Here is a 15437-nt window from a genome sequence, read left to right as displayed (position 1 = left end):
CGGTAATAGCTGTTATGATGTTTACCTGACACACGTGCGAGTGATACGGAGTCCCGTGGATGGGAGAGCCTCCTGCCGAGCCGAATGGATATCAGGCCTCCCTGATCTGACCATAAGAGGCGTCCTGCGGCGCCCAGAGTGCCAGAAACGGCTACCAGTCCACTAAGCAGCCTTCTGCGATTGATGGTATTTTCACTCGTGGAGCCGCAACTGAGAATCTCACTCTGAAGCTACTCCCGAGATGCGTCGTCGACGGCCTTTCGAAGTTGTTGACGAGTTGAGGGGAACGACACTGCGGGAGCAGTGGCGTCACCGTTAATGACGATGCGTGGAATCGCTGAAAGCGACAGCTCCCGTACCCTCTCGATCGTTTGCTGGAGTTTATTTTCGAGTGCCTCGCTTTCGAGTCGCTTTTCGATGGTCTCTCGGCTCTCTATCCCGCTGGCATCAGCGATTGCGAGCAGTCTTTCCGGTGTCGCCCATCCTTCGGCGCGCTCCATGTTCGTGAACACGTGTTCGAAGTAGGACCAGTATTCGTCCGGACTGTTATTCCAGACCGCGAGCCCTGCGCGGGCCGCCCGAGGCTCATCTTCTCCGTGGAATGGGTCACCGTTCCGGTATGCGACAGCTCGGAATTCGAGATCAACGTCTCCTGGTTTAAGGAACTCGTCGACGAGTTCGGCTAACGATTATCGTCGTACCCTGTGAATTTGGCGAGGGAAAGTGAGCCGTTTCCGGCCGGTTCATCGGCTTCGCGGGGCTCTGGTCGTATTTCCGTCTCACCACTGTTCTCGGGGCTCCCGGAAGGAGCAGCTCTCCTCCTGGTGTCGGACTGGAGTTCAGAAGCTTTCGAGTTGGATTGACCGGTGCATTCAGTGTTAAAGGAACTGAAATGCGAGAGTGAGGTTTGTGCTCTACTGAGGCCATCTGTTGATGTAGGGTGTCTGACGTGGGCAAAGCGGTCACAAAAGCCGCCTCTCGACGTGGACGCTCACAGGACCACTCTTACAAACCATGACAGAAAAAGAAACTCTACCTGAAGAAGAGGAAACGTTCCTCGACCAGCTCAACACCGACGACTCACGCCGCTCGTTCATGAAGAAAGGAGCGGTAGCGGCGGGTGCCCTCGCACTCGGTGCCGGTGCGAGTGGAAGCGTTGCAGCCCAAGAATCGGGGTCGGTGCTCGTGCAAGCCAACGACTTCATCCCGGGTGCGCGGTTCAGAGTCACCGGGAGCCTCCCGAACTCGCTGACGATCGACCTGCTGCAGGGCGGCCAAGGGCGGGACATCAACGCGGTGCAGAACCCGGGCGACTACCAGGGGTGGGTCATCCGCTACACCGAGACGCCCACGGCGCTCTACGCGCTCATGTTCAACGATCCCGGCGACGTGAACGTCTCGCAGGGAGACACTCGCCGATTCGCGACCGAGGGCGCGAACTACTTCGCCGACCAGCTCAACCTGGTCGAAGCGACCATCAATACGGCCAGCGAGTAAGCCGGTCGCGCTCGAGCTCGACCGACACGAACATGACTCGATTTTTCTTCAGGGTCCGACTCCTGTCCGCCGGAGTACCACGCGATTGTCGGGGATACCTCAGACGGCGGCAAATGAGAGCAGGACGAGATGCTCCTTCCCCGGTAACGTCAGTTTCTCACGGCCGAGACGGAGGAAGTCGTCTACGCATCCGAGGAGGGGTCTCTGATAGGGGGGGGGAATGAGACGTGGGAACGACGAAAAGTTACACCGTCGCGGTTCGTGGGGAGACTATCGTTGTGAAGCTACAGTACGACGGAAAACGGAAGATCATGCGGCTGAACCCCGATCGGGCGGAGGATCTGGGCGAATCGTTCATCCGAGCAGCAGTCACTGCCAGAAACAATCAACAGGATCCGAGTAACCCGCCATAGCCGCCTGGGTTAACGAAATTCCTGCGCTCTCGGTCCGATCATCCGTTTCTGATATCACCTCGGCTGCCGCAACTCGGGAGCGCGCCTCTCGCCCAGCTCCATGAGTTCGGCGATGAACGCCGGGTTGCGGTCGAACTTCGTCGAGCAGTGGTACGCCCGACCCATTTCGACGCGTCGGATCGCCGTCTTCGAGAAGTGGGTCTCGGGGAGGTGGCCGGCGTCGATCCACTCGTTGACCCGCTCGATGAACCGGAGCTCCTGGTTCAGCGAGAGGTTCCCCGACAGTTCGTTGCGCCGATCGGCGATCTCTTCGAGCGACGTCGGTTCGCCCTCGCGCTCCTGCGGGTTGACCTGGATCACCCAGAGCTCGTCAGGTTTGCGATCCGCACCGCCGTCCATGAGGTCGTCGATCGGGGGGTTCTGCGAGAACAGCCCGTCCCAGTGGAGGTGACCGTGGAGCTCGACGGCCTCGAAGAGGTTCGGGACCGCCGCCGACGCCAGGATCGCTTCGGGCGTCACGTCCTCGTCGATGAACATCTCGAACTCGCCGGCGTTGACGTTGACGGTGCCGACGACGAGCCTCGGCGCCTCGCGCTCGCAGAGGGTAGGGATCGAATCGAAATCGATGTGACGCCGAAGCGTTCGTTCGATCTGGTTCTGGCCCCACGCGGCCCCGGGGTTCTGGTACGGGCTGACCCGCGGGAGCGGAACGCCGCTGCTTTCGATCCGCGACAGCCCGACGAGCCAGTCGTTGGTCAACCGATCGACGGGAGTGTTGGCGGCGAGGTCGTTCCAGAGGCCGTCGAGGAGTTCGATCGCTCGACCGGGGCCGTCGGTGACGAGTCCGTACCACGCAGCGAGCGCGTTGAACGCGCCCCCGGACGTTCCGCTGATACCGACGAGCTCGCGTCGATCCTCGTTCCACTCGCGGAGCAGCCCCTTCAGGACGCCCGCGGTGAACGCGGTGTGGCTCCCGCCGCCCTGGCACGCGATGGCAACGCGAGTCGGATCACCCGCGTGCACGCTCCCCCGGGCCGAATTGTCCGCGTCTTCACTCATACGTGAGGGTGTAACCGCCGTCCCAGAGCAGGTCACCGCCGTTGAGGTACTTCCCGTGACGGGAGAACCCGAACGTGAAGAGGTTCGCCACCTCGACGGGCGTCATCATCTCCTTGGTGCGCGCCTGCCCGAGCATCACCGCTTCGACGACCTCCCGCTCCGAGAGACCGCGCTCTCGGGCGGTGTCCGCTATCTGGTCCACCATCAGCGGAGTCAGGACGTAGCCGACGCTCACCGAGAAGCCCCGGAGCATCCCCTCGCCCTCGGCGGCGATCGCTTTCGTCAGCCCGTGGATGCCGTGTTTGGCGGTGACGTACGCGGGCTTGTCCTGCGTGGCGTAGCGCCCGTGAACCGAGGACATGTTTCCGATGGCGCCGACGCCGTCGTCCGTGTCGCGGATGTGCGGCATCGCGAGCTTCGAGACGAGAAAGGGCGCCCGGAGCATGATATCGAAGAGCAGATCGTACTTGTCCATCGGAAACTCGGATATCGAGGCGATGTGCTGTATGCCCGCGATGTTCGCAACGTATCGGACGTTCCCGCGATCCGCGGCCTCGTCGACCATCGCGGCGACGTCGTCGTCGTCAGTGAGGTCCGTCTCGACCGGAATCGTTTCGCCCGCTGCGCCGATATCGGTCGCGAGGCTGCCCGTCTCCGCCAGGCCGTCGCCGTCGATGTCGGCACAGACGACAGTGAGACCGTTCGCCGCCAGAGAAACCGCGGTCGCCTGTCCGATACCCGACGCGGCGCCGGTCACGATGGCGACGGTGTCGGCGGAGAAGTGCGGATCGTCGAGGAGGAGAACGTCGTCGTCGGTCAGTTCAGGTTCGCCGAGGTCGAAGTCGTCGTCGGTCATGGGCGGTCCACAGAAGCGTAGCGCGCGAGCGGTCAAAGCGGTGCCTCGGTTGCGCGCGCTCGGCGAACTGGCGATTTCGATGACCTTCGAGCCCGAGCGCAAGTCCGCTCCGTCGTTCTCGACGTCCCTTAATTCAAGCAGGGAGTCCCGGCCTTTAGGCCGGGCGGGAATGCGACAAGACACCACCAAACCGCTGGACGCCAGCCGGCCAACTCCCAAATGCTCATAGGAGTTCAATACCACACGTGGTACGTGGTATTGAAACGTACCGTCCGCGTAAAACTCTCCATCCCCGATGAGCGCCGGGACGACCTCAAACGGACGATGCTCACCTTCCGAGAGGCCGCCCAGATGTTCGCCAACCGAGGATGGGAGCGTGACGCGGACGGCTACGTTATCACGTCCAGAACAGTATACAAGCGTGTCCGCAAGGAAACCGAACTCCACGCAGACCTGTGCATCGGCGCGGTCAACCTCGCTGCCGACAGTCTCCGAAGTGCCGTCGAACGGATGAAGGCTGGCAAGCGCGCCGGCAAGCCGACGTTCTCCGCGCCGACGACTGTCTACAACACAAACGCTGTCTCGTACTTTGACGGCTATTGTACGCTCGCGGCGTTTGGTGGACGGGTTCGGGCCGAGTACGTCTACCCAGACGACGAGAACTGTCCGCAGACGCGGTACCTCTCGGGAGAGTGGGACCGCAAAGGCGCGACGTTGCACTACGACCGGGACGGCGGCGACTACTACCTCCACATAACTGTAGAGAAAGACGACGAGAAGTTGGGAGAGACCGAGAACGGAACGGTTCTCGGTGTAGACCTTGGTGTGGAGAATGTCGCCGTCACGTCAACTGGCGCGTTCTGGGGTGGTGGGTACCTCAACCACCGCCGGGACGAATACGAACGTACCCGCGGGAAACTACAACAGACTGGCACCGAGTCGGCATACCGAACCATCAAACAGATGGGCACCCGAGAATCCCGCTGGGCGAACGACTACCTTCACCGTGTCTCGAAAGCGCTCGTCCACGAGGCGATAACACACACCTGTTCTCCCATCGCCTTTGAGGACCTCACCGATATTCGAGAACGGATGCCCGGCGTGAAAAAGTTCCACGTATGGGCGTTCAAGCAGCTCTGTGAGTACGTCGAGTACAAAGCCGCCGAGTTCGGGATTCGGACGGTACAAGTCGACCCGGCGTACACGAGTCAACGGTGTTCGTGCTGTGGAACGACCCTCCGAGAACATCGGCCTTCTCAGGCCGAGTTCCTGTGCCGGAAGTGTGGGTATGAGGTACACGCTGACTACAACGCAGCGAAGAATAGTGCGACGAAGTATGTCCGGGCGGGCCAAAAGCGTCCGTCCGGACGGGTGAACCGTCAACTCGCCCTGAAGTCGGGAACGCTGAACGGGAATGGGGGGGTTTTTCCCTGCCAACGCAGACGCGTAGGACAGACCGGGAGTTCACCGACAAGCCCCGGCGTTTACGCCGGGGTAGTTGACCCGAGATCCGAACGAGACGCGGGCCGGCGGCGGCGCCCCCCGCCGCGGTGCCGATACGAGCGAGGAGCACCGGAATCACCGACTTTTTCGAATCCAAAAAATAACGTCCACACCGGCGCGTCGCACCGACCGGATACGCGGCGGTTCTCCGACGCGAACGGGATCGCCGTGCCCCGAAACGCGGAAGCTGTCTCCGCCGCGTCGAACGCGGTCGAACTCGACGCACCCGCCTTCGACGGATCGCTCGAACCGCGTCGGCTGAAGAGCGCACACGTACGTGCAGCGCTCGTCCGGTTGGACGGCGACCGTCGGCGTGCGAGGCCTGTTAGATCTCTACGCGGCTTTCGACCCGGGTGGACGCGCCGCGGTACGTCGTCGCCGCTGAAACGCACTCGTCAGCGATGGCCTCTCCGCAGGCGTGAACCCGACGGCGTCGATCTCGCCTTCTCGACGCGCCACAGCCCGGTGTCGGTGATCGCCCGTCTGGGGACAGCGATCGAAGCGCGCCGGTAGAGTCGTTCGAACGCCGGGCTTCCGGAGCGCGGTCGTTCGAAGACATCGGTCGTCGGTAGAACGGAAGTAATTGAACATCAGGGGCGGATCAGGTTCGGAGTGCGACACTTCCCGGCGCGGTACCTGCCGGGCGGGGTCGCCCCGGGATCCGCACACGCGGCGCGCCGAGGGGGTCGGGGCGTTACCCCGTTCCCGTCGGACGCCCGCGGGACGACCGGTCCGGAATGTACGGACGCGAAATTCGCAGCCGAAACCGGGCGGAGTGTGCGACGCGTCGCTCCGATTCGCTCATCCCGTCTCTCGTTCGACGCGGCCCGAGTTGACGTACTCGCGTATCGCGTCGTCGTCGATCGCGTCCAAGAGGGACGATTCGTCGACGGCGCTGACGACCGCCTCGACGTCGACGTGTTCGGCCAGCGCTTCGTGACCGCTCTCCGCGCGCGCGTCGATCTCGTCCGGCTCGACGTACGTCGACAGCGACGCGTCGATGTACTCCTCCCGAACCCTCTCGAAGCGCGGGTCGCCGGGATCGACCGGCGCCCCGTCGGCGAAGCGATCGTCGAACCACTCCACCCACGTCTCGCGGGCGGCCCACTCGTCGTCGAGTTCGGCCGCCCGGCGCACCCAGTCCACCTGATCGGCGGCGTCCCCCCACCACCCGTCGTCGACTCGGGCGTCGGCGATCGCCGACCGGCCGACGACCGCCCCGTGACCGGCGGCGATGATCGCCTGGTCCTCGGCCGCTCCGAGCGGCCCCGCGACGTACAGGCCGTCGACTGGCGTGCGGCCGTCGCGATCCGGGTACTCGCCGTCGTACTTCGCGGCGGCGACGACGCGCCGGGTCGTCAGCTCGCGTCCGTCCTGCGTCTCGACCCGGAACCCCCCGCGTCCGTCGCGGGCGACCGACACGACGAGGTCCGCGATCACCTCCGCGCCCGCCCGCTCGGCGTGGTCGTGGGCGAGATCGTAGAATGTCTCGACGTCGACGCCGGCGGGGAAGCCGAGGTAGTTTTCGAGGTAGGCGCACCGCCGGAGTGAAGCGTTCCCGCGGTCGAAGACGACGGTGTCGAGGCCGTGCCGGGCGGTGAAGACGGCCGCCGAGCACCCCGCCGGCCCGCCGCCGACGATGACGATGTCGCGGTCGTACGCCGGCTCGGACCGCGATTTCGCGGCGTCCACGGTCATGCGCCCCCGTTGATGATGTCCGCGACGCGTCCGTAGTCGAACAGCCGTTCGTCCTCGTTCGAGAGCGTGTCGAGGCCGTTCCACTCGCCGAACGTTTCGGGGTAGAACTGCTTTGCGGCCACCTCCGTCTGGAAGAGGTTGATGACCGGTCCCTGATACGACGTGCCGCCGCGGTAGAGCCGACCGTTCCGAACGGCCGTGAGCCGCTTTCCGACGGGGTCCTCGCGCATCTGTTGCACCCGCGTCTCGAACTCCGCCGTCGAGACGTGGGAGAACCCGTACTGGAAGACAAGCGCGTCCGGGTCGACGTCGAGTAGCTGTTCGTAGTCCCACTCGGCGTAGCTCCCCTCGATATGGTCGTCGAACGCGCCGCGCACGCCGAGGTCGCGGTACTGCTTGTGCCCGTTGCCGTCGTGGACCGGGTAGACGTAGAACGATCCCTCCTCGAAGTTCGAGTTGATGGACAGGAGTCCGACCGTGGGTCGGTCCTCCTCCGGCGGGAGCTCCGCTTCGATAGCGGAGAGCAGGCGATCGTGAACCGCCGCGAACGCCTCGTACCGCTCTCGCTCGCGGAACACGTCGGCGATCCGCTCGAACGCGTCGTACAGCGAGTAGTAGGGGTAGTCGTGCCAGTCCTCGTCCCGCCGGCGGATCGAGTTCCCGATGATCGGTCCGACGTTGTTCGCCACCTCTTCGAAGTCCGCTTCCTCCCAGTTGTCCGCGAGGCGGCTGATGAAGTTAGGATCCATCAGGTGGACGTCACAGTCCATCTCGTAGAACGCCTCCTTGTCGATGCCGCTCTCGCCGAAGAGCTGCGGCACGCCGTCGAAGGCGACGGCGACGCCGGGAAGGTGCTCGTAGAACGCCAGCGGCCAGTTCTCGGTGAAAACGAGTCCGCGGAGCCCGTCGAGTTGACCGAGCGCGATGGCCATGTCGCCGTAGGTACTGAAGTACGCCATCCACGTCTCGGGGACCGTCTCGAAGTCGACCTCGCCCATCGGTTCCATCGTGACCGAGTACGGCTCGTCCAGCGACTCGGCGGTCTCGCTCGTCCCCGTGTTGCCCGACGGGGTGCCGGAGCTGCCGAGGTCCGTGCAACCTGCGAGCAGCCCGCCGCCGAGAAGTGCGCCGCCACCCTTCAGGTAGTCACGTCGCGTCGGTGCCCCCTTCGTCCCGGTCTCCGAGTCGATGTCGACCATCGTCAGAAGTCCCCGTTGACGACGTCCGCGACGCGCTGGTGGTCGAACAGCTGCTCCTCCTCGGAGAAGTCGGGGTACGACTGACCCTCTTCGAACCGCGGCCACTCGCCGAACTGCTCGGGGTACAGCTGCTTGGCCGTCATCTCGAGCTGGAGCAGGTTCTGGAGCGGGCCCTGGAAGGACTGCCCGGAGGCGTAGAACCGGTCGTTCTTGACGGCCGTCAGCTCCTTGCCGACGGGATCGCTCCTCACGGTCTCCTCGATGTCGTCCCAGTCGTAGAAGGGCGTCACGGCGAAGTTGTGGAGGATGATGTCCGGGTCGATCTCCAGCATTCCCTCGAAGTCGTACGACGCGTCGTAGTTCTCGTCGTAGGTCCTGTCGCTGTCCGCGAACGCGTCTCTCGCACCCATCGGCCGCGTGTGCGCCTTGCCGAATCCGGGGCCGGAGATCTTGTACGGATGGAACTGCCCGTCGTAGAACGCGACGAGGCCCACCGTCGGCCGCTCGTTCTTCGGCGGCAGGTTCGAACGGATGTACCCGTACAGGTTCTCGTACTCCTCTTTCAGCGCGCGGAAGCGATCGGGTTCCCGGAACACCTGCGCGACTTTGCCGGTGATCTCCCAGATCGTGTAGTACCGGTAGCCGTCGCGCCACCCCTCGGGGGGCTGGGTGTGCTCGCGGCTGTACCGGTTGGCAAACCACGGACCGACGTTCTCGGCGATCTCCTCCGTGTCCTCCTTGCTCCAGCCGTCCCACGACGTGACCCAGGCCGGATCCAGCAGGTGAACGTCGCTGTCGAGTTCGTACAACAGCTCCTTGTCCATCCCGTCGTTGTAGAGCTGTTCGAGCCCCTCTCCGGACAGCGAGACCCCGTCGAACGCGTCCAAGAAATACCCGAGTCCAGACACGTAGTCCTCGGGGAACCCGAGGGAGTTCAGCGCGTCGTCGTGGCCCAACGCGACGAGCATGTCCGCGTACTGGGGGCTGTACGCCATCACGTTCGTCGGGACCTCGTCGAACGTGACCTCGCCCACCGGCGACATCGACACCGAGTAGCTCCCGTCGTCGGTCGTCGCGGTCGACGAGTCGGGCGCTGACTCCGATCCCGATTTACCCGCGCAGCCCGCGATCAAGCCGCCTCCGATGACTGCACCGCCGTACTTCACGTACTCGCGCCGCGTCGTACCCTCGCGCTTCGTGGTCTCTGTCGCCATGCGATTTAGGCTCACCTAAACAAATAAAGCGTTTTCGAATCTTAGGTCGACCGAAATCTCGACATCGTCTCGGTAGTAGGACAGGAGTAGTGGACAGAGGACGGGGGCGGATCAGATCGAAATGATCTCGCAAAAATCGACTTATTTTAGGGTGTTAATCGACCTATTGTCGGTTTCGTCCACTATTTGTCCAATGTTCGAGGACGTCAGCGTTCGGATCCGTGCTCGTATACCCCACAGGAGAATATATTTATCACCACTATATAGTGAGTCATGAAACTCCGAGTTCGACCTCTCGTACTCCTCCCTCCCTCAATTGCCGTCACACTCCCCAGAAAACCCCGATTCCCAGCGTCGTCACAGCGGTCAACAACAGCTGCAGGGACGCGCCGACTCTGAAGAAGTCCGTGAACTTGTAGCCGCCGGGGCCGTACACCATCAGATTCGTCTGGTAGCCGATCGGCGTGAACATCGCCGTGCTCGCGGCGAAGGTCACCGCGAGAACGAACGCGAACGCGTTGGCCCCGATCCGCTGTGCGACGTCCACGGCGATAGGGAGCAGCAACACGACGCTCGCGTTGTTGCTGACGACCTCGGTGATCAGTGCCGTGAGCAGGTAGATCAAACCGAGGACGACGAGCGGAGGGAGCGCCCGGGCGTTAGTGACGAGCAGTTCGGCCAGGAGGGCCGCTCCGCCGGTCCGCTCCATGGCGATGCCGAGCGGAATGACGCCCGCGAGCAGGAAGACGACGTTCCAGTCGACCGCACCGTACACCTCGGTCGGCCGGAGACACCCCGTCGCCACCATGGCGACGACGCCCGCGAGGGCGGCGATGACGATCGAGGAGACGCCGAGTGCGGCCACGGATACGACGCCGGCGACGATGACGATCACGACGATCATCCCGTTCGTTGCGGACGGAAGGGACGCGTGCTGCTAAACCGAATATCGGCGTTTCACCGGGTGGGTAACGAACGGGTGAGCGCCTTCGGAGTTGCGGAACGCATCTCTTCGGTCAGTATTCCGAAGGTGAGGGCGCGTTCGCCGTGGTGGTCAAAACGTACACCGCCCACCCGGAGGCGTCCTCAAGCAGTCAGTCGACAGTCGACGCGTCGACGGTTACCGCTGCTTTTCGAGGACTGACCAGATCAACGCCGAGCGCGCTGTACACCAAGGAGCGACTCGACTCACGGACCCGCGTTCGCGAATCAGTTCATAGCGTGAGCGTCGGGGCTCCCCGGACCTCGAAGCCGGCGGCTCCGCCTCGGAGTATGCCGATCGTTACCGGTCGGGAACGGACAACGAGAGCAACGCGGCGATCCCTCCGACGCTCGCCAACAGGAAGAACGCCTGGTCGAAGTACCCCGCATCGGCGAGGACTCCGATGAGTGTCGGGCTCCCCGCACCGATCAACATGTAGCCGGTTCTGAGGAAACCAAGCCCGGTTCCGCGGACGTCGTCGGGGAGTGAATCGGTGAGATACGTGAGGGTCATCGTCCCGTAACCGAGAACGCTGCTCGCGAGCGCAGTGATAGCCACGAGCGACACCAGCCCGTCAGCCAGCGGGACCAGCAGCATCGACGCCGTGATCGAAACCAGCATGAGCGGCAGCGATCGGCGGAGTCCGTACAGGTCGTACGCGGAGCCCGCTATCGGCTTGATGAAAATCCCCAGCGCGAAGAACCCGCCGAACAAGACCGTCGCGGTCGGCGGGGCGATCCCCTTGACCTCAACGAGGTACGTCGGATAAAAGCCGGTGAACCCTTGCCAGATGCAGTATCCTAGCGTCTGTATGACAGTTACGATCGCGATGGAGCGGTCCCACAACGCCCCGCTAATCCTCCGCAGCGTGCCAGTGAGTTCGATTGGTCCCGCGCTCTTCGACTCTGGACTCCGCTCATCGCCCGGGACGGCGATCCAGATACCGGCGGTCGCGACGAGGAACAGCGGGATCGCGAGGCCGAACCCGAGCTTCCACGCGACCGTAACCGCGAGGACGCCGGCGAGCGGCGGGAGGAGCGTGTTCCCGAGGTCGCCGGCGGCCATCGTCAGTCCGATAGCCGTGCCGCCGCGGTCCGGATAGGTGGTCGAAAGGATGGTGAACTACCCCGCCCTGCTCGGCCTTGTGGCCTCGCTGAGGACGGGGCTTCCTGTTTCCACGACGCGCTTTGCAGACACCAAATGGGTGTCCGTAGGGAGCGCAGTCTCCGCAGGCATTGATTCGGAGTGAACCACTCCTACGTCGGTGAGTCCGCGAGCAAGGATGTTGTACGCCGCATTGAGATCTCGGTCCGCTTCGAACCCACAAGAGGGACACGAGTGCTCTCGAACCCAGAGCGGCTTCTCGGTTGAAATACCGCATTTGGAACATTCTTTCGTCGTCCCTCGCGGATCAACCGCGACGAAGTGTGTTCCTTCGCGCTCGCACTTGTACTCCAACATCCGGAGGAACGTCCCCCACGCCGCTCCGGCGCGGTTTCGTGAGTTCGACGGAAGTTCCATCATCCCCTTCGTGTCGAGGTCTTCGACCGCGACGAGGTCGTATTCCCGAGCGTAGTAATTCGAGAGCTTGTGGAGGAAGTCTCGTCGCTTCCGCTTGAGGTCGGCGTGGCGTCGGGCGACGACGCGCTGTTGGGTGCGATAGTTCGCCGACCCATGCTCCTTCCGCGAGAGTTTTCGTTGCGCGCGCTCCAACCGCTTGCGCTCGTCGGCAAGATCAGGACGTTCGACGGCGGTGCCGTCGCTGTCGTGGGCGTACTTCAGGATACCCACGTCGATCCCGACACATTTCTTGGGATTTTCGGGCTTCAGTGGCGCGTCGTCCTCGGTTTCGATCCCGAGGACGGCGAACCACTCGCCCGTCGGTTCTTGCTTGACGACCACTTCCTTGATGGTTGCGTCGTCGGGAATCTCGCGGTGGTAGACCATCGGAATCTCGCCGATCTTGGAAAGAGAAAGTACAGGCCGACCGCTCGTGTTGTTGAGCTCGAAGCCGGATTGGCTGTACTTGATCGAGCGATATTCCTGCGGGCCTTTCCACTTGAGTTTGCCGACCCGGTAGCCGTTGTCCTTCCGTGCCTTCAGCGTCGAGCGGTTGTCGTACAATCGCTGGACGACTTTCTGAAGGACCTTCGAGTGAACGTCCTTCAGGTCGGTCCACTCGCGTTTGAGATTCGGAAGGATCGACTGTTCGGAGTAGGGGGAGGTACCGTCTACCCGGTTGAGTCGGTGAAGGAAATGGTTGTAGACCTGTCGGCAGGTATCGACGGTCCACGCCAACCGCTCGTGGAGTTCGTCGGATGGTTTGAGCCGATACCTGTAGTTGTAGCGCATGGTCTACTCGTCGGATGAATCGGTGACGCGAACAACCTTGACGGTGGCACCCCGCCACCGCTTCGGAACGAGGACGTGAGCACCGTTGCCGGTGGGTTTGACCTTGGATTCGTGGACTTCGTGTCCTTCGATCTCGTACCGATCCATTACCAATGTTTACACGAGGTAGAAACATAAAGTTACCGGTGGCGTGGGCCTGCGGGCCGGCGGTATCACACGGACGAAAGACGATGACGGCGCTATATCCCCTCCCTCCCTTCGGTCGCTCGGTGAGGAAGGGGCCTTAGCGCCTGCGGTTAGGTAAAACCGTCGAAGCCTACATCCAACGGCAGGAGGCGGACGCATGACGGAAGTGACCGAGACGTTGGAACTGAAGCTGGTAGAGCCGAACGCCCACAAGCACCGAAAGCTCTGTGAGACAAAAACGGCCTACCAGCAAGCCCTTGAAGCCGCCTTCGACGCGGGCTGTACCACTCAGTCGGCGGCGAACGATGTGGTAGTCAACTACGACCTCAGCGGCTACGCGAAGAACGCCCTGAAGAAGTACGTTCCACAACTGTGCGGTGGAAGCTACGACGCCAAGGAACTTCACGACGACCACCCTGTTCGATTCACCAACGAGGGGATTCGGCTCGACCACAAGCCGCAGAACGCCATCGAGTGGTACGTTAAAGTCCCGCACCACGACGACTACCACCTGTGGATTCCCGCCCAACCGAACCCAGAACAACGGCCGTGGCTTGAAGCGTTGTACGCAGGAGACGCGAAGATGGGTGAGTGTCGGCTGTTCGACCGCGACGGCGAATGGTACTTGCACGTCGTCGCTACGCGGGACGTGGAGGAGCGACCCAGTTCGGCGTCCGAAACGCCGATTGGGGTAGATATCGGGGAAGCCTCTTTGGTAATGGTGTGTCACCGTAACGAGCGCGGCTCCCCGACTACACCCAACCTCTGGAACGATGAAGGCAAGCATGTTCGACGGCTCCGTGAGACGTACTTCACGGCGACCCGACGCCTTCAGCAACGCGGAAGCGAACGTATCGCCGAGTCCTACGGGGATTCGTTGTGGCGGCAGATAGACGGCATTCTCCACACAGTCACGTCGGAGGTCGTCGCCTACGCCGACGAATTCGAAAATCCTGTATTGGTCCTTGAAGACTTGACGCACATCCGCGAGAACATGGACTACGGTTCGTTCATGAACCGGCGGCTTCACGGATGGGGGTTCGCAAAGATGCACGCCCAACTCCGCTACAAGGCCGCCGAGAAAGGGATTCGCGTCGAAACGGTGAACCCAGCGTACACCTCGAAGTCGTGTCACTGTTGCGGGGAACGGGGAACACGCCCCGCTCAAGCGACGTTCCGATGTACGAACCCAGAGTGTTGGGTCCGCGACTACCAAGCGGATGTCAACGCCGCGCTCAATATCGCAGACCGCTACCTCAGCGGAGAGAGTCACCTCAGAGAACACACTGGTGACAGTAAGCTACCACGCCCTGCAGGGCGTGGCATTCAGCATGGACTCCCATTCTAACTGTGTAACACAGTAGGCGAATACTCGCCATTCACGTTCATCATCCCGCTGTTCAAGCGCACGCCTACGGGTGCGCCTCCACGCCCAGACTTTTGCTGGTCGCGGAGATACTTCAGCCCGATATTTTTCGCGGCGTTGTAGTCCGCGTGTACGTCGTATCCGCACTTCAGACACCCGAACTCGTCTTGTCCGTTGGTGTGTGGGCGGTTGTCCTCGTGGGTGAACCCGCACTTCGAACACCGCTGACTCGTGTACGCCGGGTTGATTTGCTTCACCACAAGCCCGTCAGACTCGGCTTTGTACGTGACGTACTCGTACAAGCGGTGGAACGCCCACTTGTGAACCGCCTTCGCGTGCGGCAGGCGTTCACGGATGCCGTTGAGTTGTTCGAACACGATGTGCGTACACTCATTCTCAAGAGCTTCCTCCACGAGTTCGTTCGAGATGGTGTGAAGCATCTGCTCGAAACGCCCGGTTTGCTTGCGACCGACTCGTTGGACGTTGATATGCGCCCAGCGAGTCCCGGTCTACTGAAGCGAACCACGACGTTTCTCGTATTCGCGGTGCCAGTGGGTGAGTTCGCCACCGCTCCAGAAGCGCCCGGTTGAGGTGGTTGCGATATTGGTGATGCCGAGGTCAACACCAAGGACGGAGACGTGCTTGGTATCGCCTTGTTCGGCCTCATCGGTCTCCACGGCGAGCTTTGTCCGCACATGAAGGTAGAAACAGTCCTCAACCGCATCATAGTGGAGCGTCGCTCCTTTCACGTCGTAGTCATCGTTGAACAGGCACGCCGCGTGTGGCGTGTCACGCTGTTCGTCGGGAAGGACGAAGTCTGCGGTAACTCGCCCGTCGATGGTGGCGAGTGTGGCGTGGTCATCGTTGACGGTGACGGTTCTCGCGTCGTAGCTGGCGAACCGTGACGTGAACTGGGGTTTGGAGGCTTTCTTGCCTTGTTTCCAGCGTTCAACACAGCCTTTGACGGCTTCTGCGGCGCGGTTTCGTGCGGCTTGCACGAGGTTGGCCGGAAGTGGGGAGTCGTCTCGAACGTCGTAGTAATGACTCGGCTGAGGATGGGGGCCGTTTGACCGGCCCGCAAGACTCCCAAGCCGATGCTGAAGCCCAGCAAT

At 62.5% G+C, this 15437-nt stretch carries 11 protein-coding genes and 3 pseudogenes; 3 read left to right on the top strand and 11 right to left on the bottom strand.

Annotated features, from left to right (window positions below):
• Positions 1-230: 230 nt before the first annotated feature.
• Positions 231-671, bottom strand: a pseudogene (locus tag CNO20_RS23055) (DsbA family protein); the annotation flags it as partial.
• 343 nt (positions 672-1014) lie between these two features.
• Between CNO20_RS23055 and CNO20_RS14690 the strand changes: the two are divergent.
• Positions 1015-1497 (top strand): twin-arginine translocation signal domain-containing protein, encoded by a 483-nt coding sequence (locus CNO20_RS14690; protein WP_143423230.1) that lies wholly within the window; start codon positions 1015-1017, stop codon positions 1495-1497.
• 467 nt (positions 1498-1964) lie between these two features.
• Here the strand turns inward: CNO20_RS14690 and CNO20_RS14685 are convergent, their stop codons facing one another.
• The gene (locus CNO20_RS14685) at positions 1965-2969 is read right to left on the bottom strand and encodes a patatin-like phospholipase family protein (RefSeq protein WP_101296879.1); all 1005 of its coding nucleotides are present in this window, start codon (positions 2967-2969) and stop codon (positions 1965-1967) included.
• Entirely contained in the window at positions 2962-3825 is an 864-nt protein-coding gene (locus tag CNO20_RS14680; protein WP_101296877.1) for an SDR family oxidoreductase, read from the bottom strand. Before CNO20_RS14680 ends, CNO20_RS14685 begins: the two co-directional genes overlap by 8 nt.
• Positions 3826-4077: 252 nt before the next feature.
• On the opposite strand from CNO20_RS14680, the gene CNO20_RS14675 reads away from it, so the two are divergent.
• Positions 4078-5841: an RNA-guided endonuclease InsQ/TnpB family protein gene (locus CNO20_RS14675; RefSeq protein ID WP_233204214.1), complete on the top strand. Its 1764-nt coding sequence runs from the start codon at positions 4078-4080 to the stop codon at positions 5839-5841.
• Between the two features lie 288 nt (positions 5842-6129).
• On the opposite strand, the gene CNO20_RS14670 is transcribed toward CNO20_RS14675, so the two are convergent.
• The 7 genes and pseudogenes from CNO20_RS14670 to CNO20_RS22650 all read right to left on the bottom strand — a co-directional run bounded on the left by CNO20_RS14670 (position 6130) and on the right by CNO20_RS22650 (position 12920).
• Positions 6130-7026 carry an NAD(P)/FAD-dependent oxidoreductase gene (locus CNO20_RS14670; RefSeq protein ID WP_101296875.1) on the bottom strand — a complete coding sequence of 299 codons (897 nt, stop codon included), beginning with the start codon at positions 7024-7026 and terminating at the stop codon, positions 6130-6132.
• The gene (locus CNO20_RS14665) at positions 7023-8225 is read right to left on the bottom strand and encodes an ABC transporter substrate-binding protein (protein WP_101296874.1); all 1203 of its coding nucleotides are present in this window, start codon (positions 8223-8225) and stop codon (positions 7023-7025) included. Before CNO20_RS14665 ends, CNO20_RS14670 begins: the two co-directional genes overlap by 4 nt.
• A 2-nt stretch (positions 8226-8227) precedes the next feature.
• Positions 8228-9439, bottom strand: a complete 1212-nt coding sequence (locus CNO20_RS14660) for an ABC transporter substrate-binding protein (protein ID WP_101296873.1) — start codon at positions 9437-9439, stop codon at positions 8228-8230.
• A gap of 322 nt (positions 9440-9761) precedes the next feature.
• Positions 9762-10337, bottom strand: a pseudogene (locus CNO20_RS14655) (SLC13 family permease); the annotation flags it as partial.
• A gap of 384 nt (positions 10338-10721) precedes the next feature.
• Positions 10722-11537 carry an MFS transporter gene (locus CNO20_RS14650; RefSeq protein WP_101296871.1) on the bottom strand — a complete coding sequence of 272 codons (816 nt, stop codon included), beginning with the start codon at positions 11535-11537 and terminating at the stop codon, positions 10722-10724.
• A 6-nt stretch (positions 11538-11543) separates the two neighbouring features.
• A complete protein-coding gene (locus CNO20_RS14645) occupies positions 11544-12773 on the bottom strand; it encodes an RNA-guided endonuclease InsQ/TnpB family protein (protein ID WP_101296870.1) in 1230 nt (409 codons plus the stop codon).
• Positions 12774-12776: 3 nt separating this feature from the next.
• Positions 12777-12920, bottom strand: coding sequence for a DUF2080 family transposase-associated protein (locus tag CNO20_RS22650; protein WP_143423228.1), 144 nt, complete (start codon positions 12918-12920; stop codon positions 12777-12779).
• 196 nt (positions 12921-13116) lie between these two features.
• On the opposite strand from CNO20_RS22650, the gene CNO20_RS14640 reads away from it, so the two are divergent.
• The gene (locus CNO20_RS14640; protein ID WP_101296869.1) at positions 13117-14307 is read left to right on the top strand and encodes an RNA-guided endonuclease InsQ/TnpB family protein; all 1191 of its coding nucleotides are present in this window, start codon (positions 13117-13119) and stop codon (positions 14305-14307) included.
• Here CNO20_RS14640 and CNO20_RS14635 read toward each other — a convergent pair.
• Positions 14304-15365, bottom strand: a pseudogene (locus tag CNO20_RS14635) (RNA-guided endonuclease InsQ/TnpB family protein); the annotation flags it as partial. The gene CNO20_RS14640 and the pseudogene CNO20_RS14635 overlap by 4 nt on opposite strands.
• Positions 15366-15437: the final 72 nt, after the last annotated feature.

This window comes from Halegenticoccus soli (assembly GCF_002844195.1).
Lineage (GTDB): Archaea > Halobacteriota > Halobacteria > Halobacteriales > Haloferacaceae > Halegenticoccus > Halegenticoccus soli.
The sequence above is the reverse complement of the archived record's forward strand: the minus strand, read 5'-3'. Positions and strand labels throughout refer to the sequence as shown.

Excerpts from the sequence above, each read along its gene's own strand:
- CNO20_RS14690 (WP_143423230.1), top strand. The coding sequence starts at position 1,015 with ATGACAGAAAAAGAAACTCTACCTGAAGAAGAGGAAACGTTCCTCGAC.
- CNO20_RS14685 (WP_101296879.1), bottom strand. The coding sequence starts at position 2,969 with ATGAGTGAAGACGCGGACAATTCGGCCCGGGGGAGCGTGCACGCGGGT.
- CNO20_RS14680 (WP_101296877.1), bottom strand. The coding sequence starts at position 3,825 with ATGACCGACGACGACTTCGACCTCGGCGAACCTGAACTGACCGACGAC.
- CNO20_RS14670 (WP_101296875.1), bottom strand. The coding sequence starts at position 7,026 with ATGACCGTGGACGCCGCGAAATCGCGGTCCGAGCCGGCGTACGACCGC.
- CNO20_RS14665 (WP_101296874.1), bottom strand. The coding sequence starts at position 8,225 with ATGGTCGACATCGACTCGGAGACCGGGACGAAGGGGGCACCGACGCGA.
- CNO20_RS14660 (WP_101296873.1), bottom strand. The coding sequence starts at position 9,439 with ATGGCGACAGAGACCACGAAGCGCGAGGGTACGACGCGGCGCGAGTAC.
- CNO20_RS14645 (WP_101296870.1), bottom strand. The coding sequence starts at position 12,773 with ATGCGCTACAACTACAGGTATCGGCTCAAACCATCCGACGAACTCCAC.
- CNO20_RS22650 (WP_143423228.1), bottom strand. The coding sequence starts at position 12,920 with ATGGATCGGTACGAGATCGAAGGACACGAAGTCCACGAATCCAAGGTC.
- CNO20_RS14640 (WP_101296869.1), top strand. The coding sequence starts at position 13,117 with ATGACGGAAGTGACCGAGACGTTGGAACTGAAGCTGGTAGAGCCGAAC.